This is a genomic window from Labrys monachus (assembly GCF_030814655.1).
Classification (GTDB): Bacteria; Pseudomonadota; Alphaproteobacteria; order Rhizobiales; family Labraceae; genus Labrys; species Labrys monacha.
The window spans coordinates 4,548,510-4,566,160 of record NZ_JAUSVK010000001.1 but is presented as its reverse complement, the minus strand read 5'-3'; the positions used below and the strand labels follow the sequence as shown (position 1 = coordinate 4,566,160).

General features: G+C 67.0%; 15 protein-coding genes. All 15 read right to left on the bottom strand.

What is annotated here, in order from left to right; genetic code table 11:
* Positions 1 to 3 precede the first annotated feature (3 nt).
* Complete coding sequence (locus J3R73_RS20885; RefSeq protein ID WP_307431327.1) at positions 4 to 2,022, bottom strand: hydantoinase/oxoprolinase family protein; 2,019 nt, start codon at positions 2,020 to 2,022, stop codon at positions 4 to 6.
* A gap of 49 nt (positions 2,023 to 2,071) precedes the next feature.
* The gene (locus J3R73_RS20880; protein ID WP_307431325.1) at positions 2,072 to 3,010 is read right to left on the bottom strand and encodes an aminotransferase class IV; all 939 of its coding nucleotides are present in this window, start codon (positions 3,008 to 3,010) and stop codon (positions 2,072 to 2,074) included.
* Positions 3,011 to 3,015: 5 nt separating this feature from the next.
* Positions 3,016 to 4,092 (bottom strand): branched-chain amino acid ABC transporter permease, encoded by a 1,077-nt coding sequence (locus J3R73_RS20875; protein ID WP_307431322.1) that lies wholly within the window; start codon positions 4,090 to 4,092, stop codon positions 3,016 to 3,018.
* Between the two features lie 20 nt (positions 4,093 to 4,112).
* A complete protein-coding gene (locus J3R73_RS20870) occupies positions 4,113 to 5,027 on the bottom strand; it encodes a branched-chain amino acid ABC transporter permease (protein ID WP_307431319.1) in 915 nt (304 codons plus the stop codon).
* Positions 5,024 to 5,776 carry an ABC transporter ATP-binding protein gene (locus tag J3R73_RS20865; protein WP_307431315.1) on the bottom strand — a complete coding sequence of 251 codons (753 nt, stop codon included), beginning with the start codon at positions 5,774 to 5,776 and terminating at the stop codon, positions 5,024 to 5,026. Before J3R73_RS20865 ends, J3R73_RS20870 begins: the two co-directional genes overlap by 4 nt.
* A complete protein-coding gene (locus J3R73_RS20860) occupies positions 5,776 to 6,552 on the bottom strand; it encodes an ABC transporter ATP-binding protein (RefSeq protein ID WP_307431313.1) in 777 nt (258 codons plus the stop codon). Before J3R73_RS20860 ends, J3R73_RS20865 begins: the two co-directional genes overlap by 1 nt.
* Before the next feature lie 57 nt (positions 6,553 to 6,609).
* Positions 6,610 to 7,812: an ABC transporter substrate-binding protein gene (locus J3R73_RS20855; protein ID WP_307431310.1), complete on the bottom strand. Its 1,203-nt coding sequence runs from the start codon at positions 7,810 to 7,812 to the stop codon at positions 6,610 to 6,612.
* Positions 7,813 to 7,990: 178 nt separating this feature from the next.
* Positions 7,991 to 8,185: a hypothetical protein gene (locus J3R73_RS20850; protein ID WP_307431308.1), complete on the bottom strand. Its 195-nt coding sequence runs from the start codon at positions 8,183 to 8,185 to the stop codon at positions 7,991 to 7,993.
* Positions 8,186 to 8,244: 59 nt separating this feature from the next.
* Positions 8,245 to 8,988, bottom strand: coding sequence for a GntR family transcriptional regulator (locus J3R73_RS20845; protein WP_307431305.1), 744 nt, complete (start codon positions 8,986 to 8,988; stop codon positions 8,245 to 8,247).
* A 329-nt stretch (positions 8,989 to 9,317) separates the two neighbouring features.
* Positions 9,318 to 11,318, bottom strand: coding sequence for a hydantoinase B/oxoprolinase family protein (locus tag J3R73_RS20840; RefSeq protein ID WP_307431302.1), 2,001 nt, complete (start codon positions 11,316 to 11,318; stop codon positions 9,318 to 9,320).
* Between the two features lie 5 nt (positions 11,319 to 11,323).
* Complete coding sequence (locus J3R73_RS20835; RefSeq protein WP_307431299.1) at positions 11,324 to 13,351, bottom strand: hydantoinase/oxoprolinase family protein; 2,028 nt, start codon at positions 13,349 to 13,351, stop codon at positions 11,324 to 11,326.
* Positions 13,352 to 13,447: 96 nt separating this feature from the next.
* A complete protein-coding gene (locus J3R73_RS20830) occupies positions 13,448 to 14,437 on the bottom strand; it encodes an AraC-like ligand-binding domain-containing protein (RefSeq protein WP_307431296.1) in 990 nt (329 codons plus the stop codon).
* Between the two features lie 204 nt (positions 14,438 to 14,641).
* A complete protein-coding gene (locus J3R73_RS20825) occupies positions 14,642 to 15,610 on the bottom strand; it encodes a cyclase family protein (protein ID WP_307431293.1) in 969 nt (322 codons plus the stop codon).
* A gap of 191 nt (positions 15,611 to 15,801) precedes the next feature.
* The gene (locus tag J3R73_RS20820; protein WP_307431290.1) at positions 15,802 to 16,791 is read right to left on the bottom strand and encodes a 5-oxoprolinase subunit C family protein; all 990 of its coding nucleotides are present in this window, start codon (positions 16,789 to 16,791) and stop codon (positions 15,802 to 15,804) included.
* Entirely contained in the window at positions 16,784 to 17,650 is an 867-nt protein-coding gene (locus J3R73_RS20815) for a 5-oxoprolinase subunit B family protein (protein ID WP_307431287.1), read from the bottom strand. The genes J3R73_RS20820 and J3R73_RS20815 overlap by 8 nt, the downstream gene beginning before the upstream one ends.
* Position 17,651 lies beyond the last annotated feature (1 nt).

The window sequence follows — 17,651 nt, the reverse complement described above, 5'->3', positions numbered from 1 at the left end:
GGGTCAGGCCGAGATCAGCAGATTGCCGTAGCGATCGACGGTGAGGGATTTTTCGGGATCGAGCACGGTCACGGAGGCGTTCTCCTCGACGAGCGCGGGCCCCGAGATGGCATGGCCGGCGAGCAGAGCGTCGCGGGCGTAGACCGGCGTGTCGATCCACCCGCCCTGGAACCAGACCGGGCGGCGGCCGACCGGTTCGGCCGGGGCGCTCGCCTCGGCGATGACGGGGAATTCGAGCTGCCCGGTATGGGCGATGCCGGTGACGAGGAAATTGACGATTTCCATATGGTCGGCGAGACGGAAGCCGAAACGGGCCTCATGCTGGCTGTGGAAGGTGTCGAACATCGCCGCGATCTCCTCGTCGGTGAAGGCGTCCGCCTCGATAGGGATCTCCAGCTCGTAATTCTGGCCGAGATAGCGCATCTCGACGCTGCGGGTGATCGTCACGTCGTGATGGCCCTGCGCGGCCAACTCGGCCCGGCATTCCGCCACCAGCGCCGCCATGGCGGAGGCGGCGCGCTCGCGGTCGAAGAAGCGCGAATTGAGCTGCACCGTGCGGTAGCGGTCGACGCGCGCATCGGCCATGGTGAAGCCGAAGGCGGAGAACTGGCCGGGGAAGTTCGGCACCAGGCCCCTCGGAATCGAGGCCTCGGTCATGAGGTCGCTGACATGCGGCGGACCGGCGCCTCCGAAGGCGACCAGCACGAAGTCGCGCGGGTCGAGCCCCTGTTCGGTCAGCACCGTGTGCAGGGCGCCCACCATATTGTTGTTGGCGATGCGCACGACGGCGAGCGCCGCCTCCTCGACGCCGTAGCCGAGGGCCTCGGCCAGCGGTTCGATCGCCTTGCGGGCGGCGGCCGCGTCGAGGCCCATCGACCCGCCCAGGAAGTTGGTGGCGCTGATGCGGCCCAGCACGACATTGGCGTCGGTGACGGTGGGCAGCGTGCCGCCGCGGCCATAGCAGGCCGGGCCCGGATTGGCGCCGGCGCTCTCCGGGCCGACGACCAGCATGCCGCCGGCATCGATCCGCGCGATCGAGCCGCCGCCGGCCCCGATGGTGCGGATGTCGATCATCGGGATCTGGATCGGGCGGCCCCATTCGATCTCGAAATCGGTGGTGAACTTCTCCTTGCCGTCGACGACGGTCGACACGTCGGTGGAGGTGCCGCCCATGTCGAGCGTGACGAGGTTGGGCAGGCCGAGCAGCTCGGCGGTGCGCTTGGCGGCGATGACGCCGCCGGTCGGCCCGGAGACGGCGATCTGGATCGGCGCCTCCACCGCGGCCTCAAGGCTCATCTCGCCGCCGTTGGAGCGCATGACCACCACCGGCGCCGTGACGCCCTGCTCGTCGAGCTCGCGCCGCATGGAGCCGAGCTGGCGGGTCACGACGGGCTTGATGAAGGCGTCGCAGATGGTGGTGGAGGAACGGAAATGCTCCTTCCACTTCGGCAGCACCTCATAGGAGATCGACACCGGCACCCCCGGCAGCCTCTCCTTGAAGATCGCCTTGATCCGCTGCTCGTGGTCGGGCGTGAGGTAGGAGTGCAGCAGCACGACCGCGACGGCCTCGATCTCGCCCTCGGCGGCGAATTTGTCGGCGAGGGCGGCGACCTCCGCCTCGTCGAGCGCCTTGATCACGCCTCCCGACGGGCCGATGCGCTCGTCGATCTCGAAGGCGTCGCGGCGCTTGACGAAGGGCTTGGGCTTGACCCAGGCCAGATCGTAATGGTGCCGGCGATTGCCGCGGCCGATGAAGGGAACGTCGCGGAAGCCCTGCGTCGTCACATAGGCGATGCGGGCGCCCTTGCCTTCGAGCAGGCTGTTGGTCGCCACCGTCGTGCCGAGCCGGATGCCGGCGATGGCGTCGATCTCGCCGAAGGAGCGCAGGCCCGTCATGATGCCCTGGATCGGATCATGCGGGGTGGACAGGTTCTTCCAGGCCTTGAGTGCGCGATTGGATTCGTCGTAGGCGACGAAATCCGTGAACGTCCCGCCAATGTCGATGCCCAGTCTGTAGCCCATGGCCGGTTCCTCTTGCAGTTTGTTGTGCGGGGCCGCGAGGCCCTCGGGTTCAGGATGATGTCGCTGTTTCGGCCGCGGCATAGTCGACCGGCGTGGCGTGCCACCCCTCGGCGCGACGCGACCAGAAGGCGTCCTGCACCCGGCTCGAGATCGGGCCGGGCCGGTCATTGCCCATGATGCGTCCGTCGATGCGCGAGGCCGGCATGACGCCGCCCGCCGTCGTCGACAGGAAGATCTCGTCGGCATCGCGCAATTCGTCGACGGACACGGGCCGCACCTCGATCGGCAGGCCGAGATGGCCGCATAGCTCGATGACGGAGCGGCGGGTGATGCCTTCGAGGACGCCGCTCGACGGCGTGGCGATCCGGCCGTCCGAGACGACGAAGATGTTGAAGCCCGGCCCCTCGGTGACGGTGCCGTCCTCCGCCAGCAGCACGCAGAAATCGGCGCCGCGGTCATGCGCCTCGAACTGGCCGCGCGTCAGATCGGCCCAGTGGAAGTTCTTGGCGGTGGGATCGACGGATCGGGCGGGAATGCGCACGGCCTCGGCCACGACGAGATGGGCGCCGCGCGCCATCACCTCGGGGTTGAGCAGCGAGATCCACGGCACGGCGAAGGCGGTGATGTAGTTGCGCGCATAGGCCGGATGATAGGGCACGCCGGCCGGCGGGCGTCCGCGCAGGCAATCCATGGCGATATAGGCGTCGCGCAGGCCCGCCAGGGCCACGCAGCGATGCAGGATCGCCTTGATCTCCTCGTCGCTTTCCCGCGGCTGGAAGCGAAAGGCGTTCATCGACGCCCGGAAGCGGGCGATGTGATCGTCGAGCCGGAAGAAATTGCCCTGCCAGACGCTGACCACGTCATAGGTCACGTCGGAGCGGCGATAGCCCCAGTCGGTGATCGGTATCGCGGCTTGCGAGACCGGCATGTAGCGCCCGTCTATATAGGCCGCCCCGGCGGCATAGGGAGAGGGGGTTGGCGTCGTCATGGCCGTCACCTCGCCGCTCTCTGGGGTTCGGCGGAAAGCGCCGGGGTGTCGGGCGCCGATGCGCCCTTGGGCACACCGGCCGTGACGATGGCGATCTCGCGGCCGCGGCTGAGCCCGGTCGGCCGAAAGATCAGGATGAGGGCCATGACGATGCCGAGGCCGATTTCCTGGCTGCCCTGCGGCAGCGCCAGCGTGCTGCCGCCGATCGTCACGCCGCGTTCGAGAAAGCGCAGGAACTCGACGACCGCGGTCACCGCGACGACGCCGGTCACCGCGCCGGTGAGGCTGAACATGCCGCCGACCACCAGCATGGCGATGGTGATGAAGGAGAGGTCGAGATAGAAGGGATCGACCGTGAGGATGCCGAGGAACTGGGCGTAGAGCCCGCCGCCGACGCCGACCAGCGCGGCGCTCAGCACGAAGGCGGCGAGGCGCATGCGCAGGATCTTCACCGCCGAGGCCCGGGCCGCGACCTCATCGTCCCGCGAGGCCCGCAGCATCAGCCCGAAGCGCGAGATCTGGAACAGGTAGGCGAGGAGGATCGCCAGGGCGGCGAACGCATAGGCGGTCCACGGCCCGACCACGGTGGGAATGCCGATGATCGAGCTGACCCCCGCCGTCACCGAATCCCAGTTCGAATAGACGCTGTTGACGATGATGAGGAAGGCGAAGGTCGCGATCGAGGCGGCCGTCCCGGACAGGCGCATGATGGCCGCGCCCAGGCAGAGGGCGGCCACGGCCGGCAGCACCAGCGATCCGGCGATGGCGACGAGGAAGGGATATTGATTGTCCTGCAGGAATGTCGGCAGGCCCGACAGCATGATCTGCTTGAAGGATGGGTCCGCCGTCGCCCAGGCCGCGGCATAGGCGCCGATGCACATGAACCCGATCTGGCCGAAGGAGATGATGCCGGAATTGCCGATGAAGACATAGAGGCCGACGACGACGATGACGCGGATGAACATCTCCGTCAGCGTCACGCTCAGGCTGTCATTGGCGGAGAGGAAGGTGGCCCCGGCGATCAGGCCGAGGAGGACCATCAGCAGGAACGGCGCTTGATGGCGGGCGATGAAGTTCCGCATTGTCGGTGCTCCCTCTCGCCTCAGACGCGTTCGAAGGAACTGCGCGCCGGGACGATGCCGGCGGGCCGTATCAGCAGGACGAGGATGACGAAGGCGAAGGCGAAGGCGTCGCGGAAGGCCCTGAGGTCCGGCGGAAGATAGGCCTGCAGCATGGTGACGATGAAGCCGATGGTGAAGCCGCCGACCACCGCGCCGACGAGGCTTCCCATGCCGCCGACGACCACCGCCACGAAGGCGAAGAGGGCGAGCGGCACGCCCATCGTATAGCTGAGCGAGCCCGATTGCGTGGTGTAGAGCAGCGACACGACGCCGGCGAGGATGCCGCTGATGGCGAAGGCGATGCCGATCACCACATTGCCGCGCACGCCGAGATACTGGGCCATGCGGAAATCCTCCGCCGCGGCCCGCATCTGCACGCCATAGGAAGTCTTCTTCAGGAAGAGCGAGATCGCCACCATCAGCACCAGCGTGACCACCAGCGTGATGAGCTGGAGCATGGGAACGCGCAGGATGCCGATCATCACCTGCGTGTTGGCGCCGCTCCACAGGTCGACCGCCTTGGGACGCGAGCCATAGGCCATCAGCACGCCGTTCTGGATGATGTAGCTCACCGCGAAGGAGGCGATCATCAGCGTGGGGGAGGAGGTTCGCCGCAAGGGCCGGAACACCAGCACGTCGGTCATCAGCGCCACGATGACCACGATCAGGCAGATCATGGGGATCATCACCGGCCAGGGCCAGGCGCCGATCAGCAGGCGGGCCGTCACGTCGGCCGACGGCACGATCAGCGCGTAGCAGCCGATGGTGATGAAGTCGCCATGGGCGAAGTTGATCAGCCGGAGGATGCCGAAGAGGAGGCCGATGCCCAGCGCCACCAGCGCGTAGATGCTGCCCAGGCTGATCGCGTCGATGAGATTTTGCAGGAATTGGATCATGCGTGGGTCTCCTTGCGGGCGGAATGGCCGTTGCCGAAGCCGAAATAGGCGTGGCGGATGGCCTCGCCGTCCTGCAGGTCGGCGGCGCGGCCTTCCAGCTGCATGCTTCCGCCCCGCAGCACATAGATGCGGTCGGCATGCTTGAGGATGCGGTTGGAACTCTGTTCGTTGATCAGCAGCGTCAGCTTCGCGCGTTGGCGCAGGTCGAGCAGGATCTCGTAGATCTGGTCGATGATCTTGGGCGCCAGGCCCAGCGACGGCTCGTCGACCAGGAGGAGGCGCGGGCGCGTCATCACTGCCCTCGCCACCGCCAGCATCTGCTGCTCGCCGCCGGACAGGCGGCCGGCGGGATAATGCAGCCTTTCGGCGAGCCGGGGGAAGAGCTCCAGCAGCCGCTCGAGATCCGCCTTGGCGGCGGTGCGGTCGCGCTGGATATAGCCGCCGATGCGAAGGTTCTCGTCGACCGTGAGCGTGCCGAAGATGTGCCGCCCCTCGGGCACCAGCGACAGGCCGAGCCGGGCGATCTGCTCCGGCCGCTGGCCGAGGATGCTGCGCCCGTCGATGCGGATGGCGCCGGCCTCGGGCGTCACCCCCCCGGCGATGGCCGCGAGCGTGGTCGATTTGCCGGCCCCGTTCGGGCCGATGATGCAGACGACCTCGCCTTCCTCGACCGCGAGCGACACGCCGCGCAGGGCGACGAGGTCGCCGTAGCGCACATGGATATCGTCGACTTCGACCAGTCTGCCCATCATGCCTCCATGCCGAGATAGGCGGCGAGCACCGCTTCGTGTTTCTGGATTTCGTCCGGCGTGCCCTCGGCGATGGTGCGGCCGCCGTCGAGCACGTGGATGCGCTGGCTGATGCCCATCACGACGCGCATATTGTGCTCGATCAGCAGGACGCCGCAGGTGAAGGTCTGCGGGATCGAGGCGACCAGCACCATCAGATCCTCGCATTCGGCATCCGACATGCCGGCCGCCGGCTCGTCGAGGAGCACGAAGGCCGGGGACAGGACCAGGGCCCGCGCGATGCCGAGGCGGCGCTGGTCGGTATAGGCGAGGGCGCCGGCGTGCCAGTGCGCCTTGTCGGCGAGGCCGATCCAGGCCAGCATCGCCCGGGCGTGCTGGCGGGCGCTGCGCAGCCCCAGGCCGAGGCCGGTGGCCGTCACCTCGACATTCTCGGCGACGGTCATGTCCTTGAACAAGCGTCCGGCCTGGAAGGTGCGGGCCACGCCACGCTCGCGGAAGCGGGCCGCCGGCCAGTTGGTGGTGTCGGCATCGCCGAGCGTGATGCGGCCTTCCGACGGCCGCTGGAAGCCGGTGAGGCAGTTGACCAGCGTGGTCTTGCCGGCGCCGTTGGGGCCGATGAGACCGAACACTTCATGGCGCTGCACCGCCAGGCTCACATCCGAGATCGCCGCCAGACCCTGGAAGCGGACCGAAAGCCCGGACACGGCGAGCACCGAGGCGTTGGTGGCGCTGCGGTCGATGCCGGGCGACGGCGGTTCGGCATAGGGCTGGATCATCGTGCCGGTCCCCGTGTCAGGAAAGGAGCTGGCCGGTTTCCCGGCCAGCGACGGATCTCATTTCTTCAGGCGATAGAGCACTTCATTGGGAATGGTGTCCTTGATGGTCCACTCCTCGACCGGGGCTTCCTTGTCGTCGGCATAGGAGACGACGGTCATCGGCATGCCGATCTGGATATGCAGTTTCGGCGTGAAGGTGCGCGGGCCGAGGATGGTGGCCGCCTTGTCGCTCTGGTTGAGCAGGGCGACGACCTTCGCGCCGTCGGTCGTGCCGGCCTTCGTCACCGCCTGGGCCCACAGATCGAGGAAGGCATAGATCGGATAGGCATATTGCGTCGTCGGCGGCTTGCCGAACTTCTTGGCGAAGGCGGCGGTGAGCTCGTTCACGGCGGGCCGGGGGTCGTTCACCGTCAGCGCCTGCACAGGCAAATAGAAGTCCTTCAGGCCGGGCGTCGAGTTGAGCCAGTAGGTGCCGTCCATGGCGGTGGCGCTCATGATCGGCAGGGTGATGCCGGCCGCGCGCAGCTGGCGCACGGAGCTGGCCGCGCCCGGATTGGTGGAGCACAGCATGATGTTGTCGACGCCGTCGGTGCGGATCGCGTCGCTCAGGCGGGTGATCTGCGAGTTGATGGTCGGATCGAGGCCCTTGAACGTGTCCTTGCCGACGATCTTGCCGCCCTTGTTGGGAAACATCCATTCATAGCCGGCGCAGACGGACTTGTTGTACTCGATGGTTTCGTCGAGCAGCATGTAGCCCTTGCGGAAGCCCTTCTTCTCGTAGCCCCAGTCTCCCATGACGGCCCCTTCGAGCTGGCCGGCATTGTTGGCCGTGAAGGAGAGCGGCCCGACGCCGAGCACGCCGGCCTTGGGATCCGATGCGCCGAGGAAGGTGGAGATCACGCCGGCCTTCTGGGCCTGCAGCGCCGCGGGCGCGCCATAGTCGTAGTCGGCCGACACCAGGAGCAGGTTCGCGCCCTGGTCGATGAGGGCCTTGCCGACCTTGGCGCCCTCGACCCGGTCGGTCTTGGTGTCGCCGGAGATCACTTTGATCTGCTTGCCGAGAAGCCCGCCCTTGGCGTTGGTCTGCTCGACCCAGAGCTGGGCCATTTTGGTGGCCTCGCCGTCATAGGCCTCCATCCAGCCGGAGAAGGCGACCGCCATCCCGATGGTGATGCCGTCGTCCGCGGCCGCGGCCTTCTGGACCGCCCCGAAGGCGATGACGCCGCTCAATAGCGCGCCGATGAGAAGTCTTGCTTTCAAGGTACCCTCCTGCCGAAAGCCGCAGGCGCACAATCGCGGCCTGCGTGATGTCTAGGTCTCGGCTTCCCGGCCCCGAGGCCGGGCAAAGCCCGGGCGTTTGCGGAAATGCTCACGCACGCCGCGCCGCCGCTCGTTCATGGATGGTCGAAAATCACCGGTCCGGCTCGCTGCTGCCGCCTCAGGCGGAAGCCTCGGCCAGCCGTCTTTTGTTGCGCCCTTGCTCCCATTCCACGCACCAGGCGGAGCAATAGGTCTTGCCCCCCTGGATTACGGGGTCGGGGCTTGGATTGACGGGCTTCTCATAGATCAGAATTCCGCAATTCGGGCATTTGGTGTAGCTCTCGATATACATTCTGTTCTTGGCGAACTTCATATGCGCATTCCCGGCGGTGATGTTCTAAGAGCGACGCAGCGAAGATTACCTACCTGTCGTCAGCCGATACCTTCGGCTGGTACAGCCTCGGGGCGCGGCATCCGTCCAGGGGCGCCGATGCCCAGTTGTCCGTAGACCTCGAGGACATGGTCCCACGTGGCCCTCAGATGGTCTTCCATGGCCCCGACGGAACGGCCGATATCGCCCGTCGCCATCGCTTCCACGATCGGGACATGGGCCAGCGCCGTTTCGATCGGCGTCTCGTGGTCCAGGTCGACGAAGGCGATCAGCATCTGCACCTCGGTGTCGATGCCTTCATGGGCGCGCACCGTCTGGCGGTTGCGCGAGAATTCGCAGATGCGCCGGTGAAGGGCCATGTCCTCCTCGCGCAGGTCCGACAACCGCTTGGCGTGAGCCGCCGCGATCATCCGCTCGACGATGCCCCGCAGGTCCTCGTGGTCGCCCGGCGTCATCAGCGGCACGGCTTGCCGGATGGCGAAGGACTCCACGCAGATGCGGAACGAAAACACGTCGTTCACGTCCTGCGGCGTGAAGTGCCGCAGGAAATGGCCCCGGCGCGGTGCCGAGACGAGGAAACCGCGCTGCGCCAGGCCCGAGACCGCTTCCCGTATCGGGTTGCGGCTGATGCCGAGCGCACGGGCAAGCTCCGCCTCGTTGATGCGGTCGCCCGGGCGCAACTGGCCCGAGGTCAGCGCCTCCAGGAGGATATTGCGCACCTGATCGGACAGGCTCGGTGTTTCGATCAGGCGTGGTGCGGCAGGTCTGCCCGTCGACAAGGCCATGAACCGTACCTTTCCGGCGACTTCCAGAACAGCTCGAAGGCATGGCGGGCCAGGCGATCGGGCAAGACTTCGTATATTGCAGACTGTGGACAGATTATAAAAAGCGCCTAGTAAGTCAACAGCTTGTCTGCGGAAACTTTGTGCACGGTCCCGCTCAAGCGCTGGGCGGCCGGGGCAAAAATTAGCCGCCGTGCCAGCGCGTCGGCGCCTGGGCCCTCCCTGCCGGCGCGTCCCGACGCCGGGCGCCCCCGCGAGCCGCTGCGGGAAGATCGGGGCGGACGCACGGCATGCGTCCGCCGAGGCGCCGGCGGGCGGGAGGCGCCCGCTTCTCATGACGCCGCGGACGGCAGCGGGGCCTCGCCGGCGGCCTCGCTGGGGCGCCATTTGGCGGCCGAGCGCTTGTGGAACATCTCGCGGAACTGGGCGGTCGAGGTCGGCAGCAGGGTGCCGTCGTCCCAGTCCAGCACGACGGCGTAGCGGCGCACCACGTCGAGCCTGTCGATCGAGCCGGCGCGATAGGCCGCCGCGACCTCCTCCGGGTCGGTGGCCAGCCAGCCGCTGCGCTGGCGGGCGATCGATTCGCGTTCGGCCCGGGTCGCCGCTTCGTCGATCTCGTATTCGCAGATGTCGGGATCGATCGGCCGGATCACGACGCCGTAATCCATGGCGGCCCGCCCGACCGAGACATAGCCGTCGATGACGTCTTCCAGCACCAGCGCCGGATCGCGTTCGAGCGGATCGCCGAAGCCGCCGCCGCCGGCGGTCGGACGGCTGAAGATGTCCCCCTCGCCGAGCGGCACGTCCGAGAAGGTCGCGCCCAGCCAATCCGGCTTGTCGCGGCCGGCCCGATGCAGGGTAAGGCCGTGCGGGATTGAGGGCAGGCCGCCTTCGATGCCCCAGACCACGGCCCGCTCGCGGTCGCAGATATAGGAGATCACCGTCTTCTCGGCCTCGAGCATCAGCGACGTCTTGCGCACGCCGGCGCCGCCGCGCCATTTGCCGGGACCGGCCGAGTCGGTGAGGATCTCGAATTCGGTGGTCAGGATGGGATTGGCCCGCTCCTGGCCTTCGACGGGCTGGGCCATCAGGCCGGTGCCGAAGCAGGCCGTGGTGACGTTGCAGCCATCCTTGCCGTTGCGTCCGCCCCAGCCGCCGGGAAGCCAGTCATAGAACATGAAGATCGGCTTTTCCGGGCGCCTGGCGTCCAGCCCGCCGGTGAGCAGATATTCGAGGTTGAAGGCGCAGGCGATGGCGCGGTGGGGCAGGATCTTCGACCAGATCTCGTAGATCGCATTCATGATCTTCTCGAACGGCATGAGAAAACCCGTGACGGCGACCGGCCATTTGGCATCGACGATGCTGCCTTCCGGCGCGATGATCTCGAAGACGCGGTAGAAGCCGCTGTTGAGCGGCAGATCGGGGAAGAAGGTCTTCATGCCCGCGGCGACCGCCGAGAAGGTGGCGCCGAAGGCGGAGTTGTAGATCGAGCCGATGGTCGGATGGCTGCCGGTGAAGTCGTAGATCACCTTGTCGCCCTTGATGGTGAGCTTGACCTTGATCGGGATCAGGCCCTCCTTGCCGGCGGGATCGCGGTCGATGAAGTCCTGTGTCTCCCACTCCCCGTCCGGCAAGGCGGCGATGCGCTGGCGCATGGCGCGCTCGACATAGTCCTGCACCTCCGCCAGGCCGGTCTGTACGGTCTCGCGGCCATATTTGCCGACGAGGCGCAGGATCTCCCGTTCGCACACCAGCGTGGCCTGGGCCTGGGCATGGATGTCGCCGATGATGGAGGCGGGATCGCGGGTGTTCGAGGCGATGAGATGCGCGACGTCCTTGCAGAAGCGCCCCTTGTCGAAGAGGCGCACCGGGGTGATGCGCAGCCCCTCCTTGAACATGTCGCGCGCCGACACGTCGAAGGAGCCGGGCACGCTGCCGCCGACATCCGACCAATGGCCGTTGGACTGGCTGAAGGCGATGATCCTGCCGTCGGAGAAGATCGGACGGATCAGGCGCACATCCGAGAAATGCGTGCCGCCGGCATAGGGATCGTTGATGGCGTAGACGTCGCCGGGATGCATGTCGCCTTCGAAGGCGCGCATCACGTCCTTGCAGGTGAAATGCAGCGTGCCGACATGCACCGCGATGTCCTGGTTGCCCTGGGCCGCCGAATTGCCGTCGGCATCGTGCAGGGCGCTGGAGAAGTCGCGGTTGTAGATGACGAAGGAATAGCAGGTGCGCAGGATCTGCTCGCCCATCTGGTCGACGCTGGTGATGAAGGAGTTCTTCAGGACCTCGAAGGTGACGGGATCGAGGGAGGGTTTGGCGACCATCGGGGTCAATCCTTCACGCGGATGATGATGTTGAGGTATTTGTCGACTTCGGCCGTCGTTCCCGGCGGGATGACGACGGTGGAATCGACCTGCTCGACCACGGCCGGGCCGGCCAGGCTGAAGCCGGCCGGAAGGTCGGAGCGCTCATAGACGGGGGTGTCGACGGCCGCGCCGGCGTCGAACCAGACCGGACGCCGGCTCGTCGGCAGCGGGATGACGCCGGTCGGCTGGTGCACCGCGAGCTCGGCTTTCGGCACCACGCCGATCGCCTTGAGATTGAGGCGGAACAGTCCGACCGGGGCCTCGTCGCGGCGGAAATTATATTCGCGCTCGTGCTGGCGGTGGAAGGCCTCGATCAGGTCGGCCATGGCACCGATCGGGGCGGGGGCCGGCACCGCGAGCGAGCGCCACTGGCCTTGGTACATCATGTCGATGGTGCGCTGCAGCACGATGTCGGCGGGCGCGATGCCCTCATGGGCGAGGCGTTCGAGGGCGTCCTTTTCCAGGCGGCCGAATTCAGCCTCCATCGCGGCCGGATCGGCATCGTGGGCGCTGGCGATGTAGCTTTCCGAGAAATCGTGCTGCACGTCGACGAGCAGGCAGCCCAGCGCCGAGGTGACGCCCGGATTGGGCGGCACGATCACGGCGGGAATGGCGAGGTCCCTCGCGATCGCCACGCCGTGCAGGGCGCCGGCGCCGCCGAAGGCGACCAGTGCGAAATCCCGGGGGTCGTAGCCGCGGCTGATCGAGATCAGCCGCACCGCGTCCGACATGTTGGCGTTGGCGACGCGGATGATGGCATCCGCGGCGGCTTCCCGCGTCAGCCCGAACGGCTTGGCGACGCTCTCGTCCACCGATTCGGCCGCGAGGACGGGATCGAGCATGATCTTGCCGCCGGCCAGGCTCGTGCCGAGCCGGCCGAGCACGACATTGGCGTCGGTGTTGGTCGCCTGCCGGTTGCCGTTGCCGTAGCAGGCCGGCCCCGGATGGGCGCCCGCCGACTGGGGGCCGTTGCGCAGCGAGCCGGCCTCGTCGGTCCAGGCCAGCGAGCCGCCGCCTGCGCCGATGGTGAGCACTTCGATCGAGGAGAAGCGGATGGGATAGCCGAACTCGATATACCAGTCCTTGGTGACGCGCGACTGTCCGTCATAGGCCAGCGAGACGTCGGTGGAGGTGCCGCCCATGTCGAGGCCGATCGAATTGCGGAAGCCGCAGAGCATGGCGATGTGGCGGCTGGCGATGGCGCCCGCCGCAATGCCGGACCCGGCGAGGCGGGCGGCGAAATCCTTGACGCTGTTCGGCGTCATCACGCCGCCGCCGGTGTGCAGCAGGAGGAGATCGCGGGTATAGCCCTCCTGCTTGAGCCGCTCGCCGAGGCGGGTGGTGTAGTCGACCACCACCGGGCTCAGCGCCGCATTGACCACGGTGGTGGAGAACCGCTCATGCTCGAAGATCTCCGGCAGGACGCCCGAGGAGATCGAGATCGGCACGTCCGGCATTTCCTCCTCGAGGATCGCCTTCATGCGGCGCTCATTGGCCCCGTTCATATAGGCGTTCATGAAGCAGACGGCGACGGCCGCCACGTTGCGCCGCTTCAGGATGCGGGCGACCGCGCGCGCTCCGTCCTCGTCGAGAGGCGTGACGACGGCGCCCTGGGCATCGATGCGTTCCTCGACGACCAGGCGGTCCCGCCGCGGCACATAGGGACGGACGACGTCCTTATAGGTGTCCCACAGGTCTTCCTTGTTGGCGCGGCGGATCTCGATGACGTCGCGAAAGCCCTTGGTGCAGACCATGGCAGTGCGCGGCAGCCGCCGCGTGATCAGGGCATTGGTCGCCACCGTGGTGCCGTGGGAAAACAGGGCCACCTTGCCGAGGTCGATCGCCGCCTTGGAGACCCCGGCCATGATGCCGTCGATCGGATCCTTGGAGGACGCCGTCTTCTCGATCCGGATCAGGCCGGTGGTCTCGTCCATGATGCAGATGTCGGTGAACGTCCCGCCGACATCCACGGCTACGCGCAGGTTTTGCAAGGAATGGTCTCCTGTTCCGGTCCGTCCGCGGGCAAGGCTCCGCCATGCCCGGAAATCGGGTTTTTTGACTGTCTGTTCCGAAAAGTGCCGGCGGGATCAGCCGACCGGCATGGTCATGGTCTCCGCCGCGAGGGCCGCCTGCCGGGCGGCCTCCCGCGCCTCGCTCGGCGTACGGCCGAAATGCGCCTTGTAGTGCCGGCTGAACTGGGCGTGGTCGCTGAATCCCCATTGGTAGGCGATTTCGGATATGGATCTGCGTCCGCCGATCTCCCGCAGCGCCTCGTCGCACATCAGCAGGCGCTGGCAGCGGATCCAGCCGCACACCGTCGTGCCCTGCGTGGCGAAGAGCTGATGCAAATAGCGGATCGAGATGCCGCAGCCTTCCGCGACGCTGCGGGGAGACAGGTCGCTGGCGGCGAGATGGGTGCGGATGAAGCGCTCGACCCGATGCAGGTGGGCGCTCTGGACCGAGGATGCCGCCCCCGCCAGCACGCGCTCGTCCCCTTCGATCGAGAGGGCGAGGAGATCGACCAGATGCTTGCCGGAGATCTCGCGCGCCGCGTCGCTCATCTCGTCGAGGCGTGGCGCGGTGTTGCGGATCATGTCGACGAAGAGAGCGCCGACGCCGCGGGTCGAATCGAAGCTGAGCGAGGCGAGGCGCTCGGGCTGGCCGACCCGTGCCCGCAGCGTCGCGCTCGGCACCTTCAGCACCCACAGGGCGTTCGGCTCGACATAGCTGAATTCATAGGGCAGGTGGCTGCGCTCGACCAGGAAGGCGCCCGGCCGGCAGCGCACTTCCTTGCCATCCTGGGCGAAGCTGATCTCCGACAGCTCCGGCACCGTGATGAGGTAGCTTTCCTCGCGCTCGTGCAGGAGATGGCGCTGATGGCGGCGATAGATCAGCCCGTCGGAGAGGTTGCGCGAAATCGACAGGTTTCCGAGCGACCATACGTCGAGATCGCCCGAGAAACTCGGCCCGCTGCGAAAGCCGAGCTCGAGAGGAAAATATGTCTGCGAGATGGCCTCATCCCAATAGCGCTTGCGTGCCGCCGGAGCGGCCTGCGCGGTCGAATAATGGACTCGCATTCCGATGCTCCCGTTTTTTCCGGCCCGCAAAGAGTCTGCGCCCTGGAGGGTTCCCGTCCTCGCAGGCGCCTTTGCCGGCCGTGCCATCGTCTCCGCAGGATGGGCGGCTGGCGCACCCTTGTCCTGCATTCCCCTTATTCAACGGCCTCAGCGTTCAGGCCGCTTGTCGTCCAGCGCGCAGCTTGTTGCGGCTGGACGCATCCCTCACCGCAGCGGCATCGCAACCGGGCGCATCGGCGCGCCCGTCGCGCCGCGCAGCTTGATGCAGGCGCCGAAGAAGGCGAATTCATGCACGCCCTCGGCGGCGAGTTCCTCCAGATTCGCCATCTCCAGGATCGGAATCCCGGCTTCGGCGAGCAGATAGGTATGGACCGGGAAGAAGTTCAGCGGTTCGGCCGCCGGCGTCTGCTCCAGCGTGAGGTTGTCGGCGCCGATCATGATGGCGCCGTGCTTGGCCAGGAATTCGGCGCCCTGGCGATTGAGGCCGGGCGTATTCCTGACGAAGGCCATGTCGGGCCAGAGCGTCATCTGGCCGGTGCGCAGCAGCACGACGTCGCCCGGCCGCAGCGCGAGGTCCTGCCGCTTCAGGCAGGCCTTGATGTCGTCCTCGCCGATGGCGTGGCTCGGCGGCAGCACGCTGACGCCGTGCAGGGCGGCGACGTCGAGCAGCACGCCGCGCGCGAAGATCGGCGGATGTTTCTCGGCGCCGCATCTGTCCCATGCGCGGCTGCCGAGATGCTCCTTCTCGGTGAACTCGTTGAAGATCTTGCCGCGATATCCGAAGTGGTTGAACGTGTCGATGTGGGTCCCGCAATGGGTGTACATCGAGATGCTGTCGCCGGAATAGCCCACCAGCATGTTGGCTTCGAGGCTGACGCCCATGGTGTTGGCGACGACCTCTCCCGCCGGCGTATGGGTCATCCAGATCTGATAGGGCTGGTCGCCCGCGCCGAACCAGCCGGGCATGCCGACGAAATGGTCGACCGAGAGGTCGAACACCTTGGAGGCATCCGCCCGGCTCACGATCGCGGAGCGCGACTGCGCGTCGATGAGATTGAGCATGCCGATCTCGTCGTCCCGCCCATAGGGGCTGCGGGTGACTTCGTGGAACTCGGCATTATAGGCGATGATCTTCTGCTTCATCGCCTCGTCGACATAACACGCGACGCACATGGTGCCTCCGGGATTCGATACCTGCCGGCATCTTTACGTTTGCCGTTTCGTCGGCCCTTGACGTCTGCCCGCGAGCGGACGGCCATCGAGACTATCGCAGTAAACGTCCTTGCGGCAGCCGGTTCTTGTCGGTGCGTGCACGGAGTCTTGCGCCAGCGTGCAATCCCGGTCGCGGTCTGCCTCGTTTGGCGTCACGTCAGGATCTCCGCCAATTTTTTGAGCTGCTCGCCGCTCTGCCGCCGCGCTTCCAGGGCCTGGGCCATGTCGACCGCCTCGAAGCGGGCCGTCTGGTGCGGCTGCAGCTGGCCGATGAGGTCCATGTCGGCGGAGATCACGGTGCCGATCATGAAATAGCCGCCGCCCGAGACGGCATCCCGGTGCAGCACGATCGGTTCGGTGCCGCCGGGCACCTGGACCGAGCCATAGGGATAGCAGCTGTCCACGATGTTGGACGGATCGGATCCCGCTCCGAAAGGCTGCTCCCGCGGCACGAATTCGAGCGGCCGGCCGCCGCGGAAGCGATAGCCGATCCGGTCCGCTTCGGGCGCCACCTTCCAGCTGTCCTCGAAGAAGCGCACCCCGGCCGCCTCGGTGATGCGATGCCAGTAGAGCCCCGGCAGCACGCGCAGGACGCCCGGCGTGGCCGGCATGCGGCGGAGATCGGCTGGAACGCTGCGGCCGGCGGGGGCGGGCCGCGCGGGGCCCGTCGGCAGCAGGTCGCCGGCCTTCAGCGCCCGGCCTTCATGGCCGCCCAGCGCCCCCAGCGTGTAGGTGGAGCGCGAGCCGAGCACCACAGGCACGTCGATGCCGCCGGCGACGGCGATATAGGCGCGCGCGCCACTCTTGAGAAAGCCGAAGGACAGCACCTGTCCGGCCTTGACCGGGAAGGAGGTCCAGGTCGGCTGCTCCATGCCATCGACCTTGGGCGGCAGCTCGGCGCCCGTCACCGCGACGAGGGCGTCGGACAGGAAGCGGATCTCCGGCCCCATGAACACGGCTTCGAGCGCCGCATCGCCCTTGTCGTTGCCGACCAGCAGATTGGCTGCGATCAGGGCCTGGCGGTCCATGGCGCCCGACAAGGGAATGCCGAGATGGTAATAGCCCGGGCGGCCGAGGTCCTGCACGGTGGTGGAGAGACCCGGTTTGACGATTTCGAGCACGGCAGCCTTCCCCTCAGCCATGGAGCACCTTCAAAAGCCGGTCGTTGGTGGCGGCAGGATCGGCCTGGAACGCTTCGAGGGAGAAATCCACCTCCCGGATCAGCGGTGTGAACCGCCCGGTGTCGACGGCTTCGACATCGGCGTCGTATTCCTCCCGGCCGACCGGCTTGAACTTCACGATGTCGCCCGGCTTGAAGAAGATCATGAAGTCGCGGAGATAGCTGATCTCCTGGCGGGGATCGTAGATCGGCATCGGCGTGATGCCGAACATCTGGTAGCCGCCGGCCCCGCGCACCGAATAGATGCAGCCGAAGCAGCCGCCATGGCCGACGGTGAGGCGCGGCGTGTCGGTGCGCGGACGCAGATATTTCGGCACCTCGATCTGCTTTGCGCGCTCCACCATCTGGTACATGAAGGGCAGGCCGGCGACGAAGCCGACCATCGAGACGAACCAGGGCGAGCCGGAATGGGCGGCGATGAAGGCCTGCGCTCCGCCATAGCCGTTGACGCGGGCGGCGTAGTCCAGGTCGGTCCCGTTCGGATCCTGGTGGCGCTCGCGAAAGCGCATCAGCGTCTCGTGGGTCCAGGGATCGCCGTAGAACACGGGGATTTCGACGATGCGGGTCTTGAGCCGGCCGTCGCCGGCATCGGCTGCGCCCTCCAGGGCCTGGATCTCCCGCATCATGTCGTCGGGGGCGATCACGTCCGGGTCGAACTTGATCTGGAAGGAGGCGTTGGCGGGACAGATCTCCGTCACGCCCCTGATGCGGCTCTCACGCACCGCATTGGTCATCGAGAGGCTCTTGAAGAAGGCCTCGAGGGACATCTCCGAGTCGACCTCGACGAAGATATGTTCGTCGCCTCCGAACGAATACCGCATC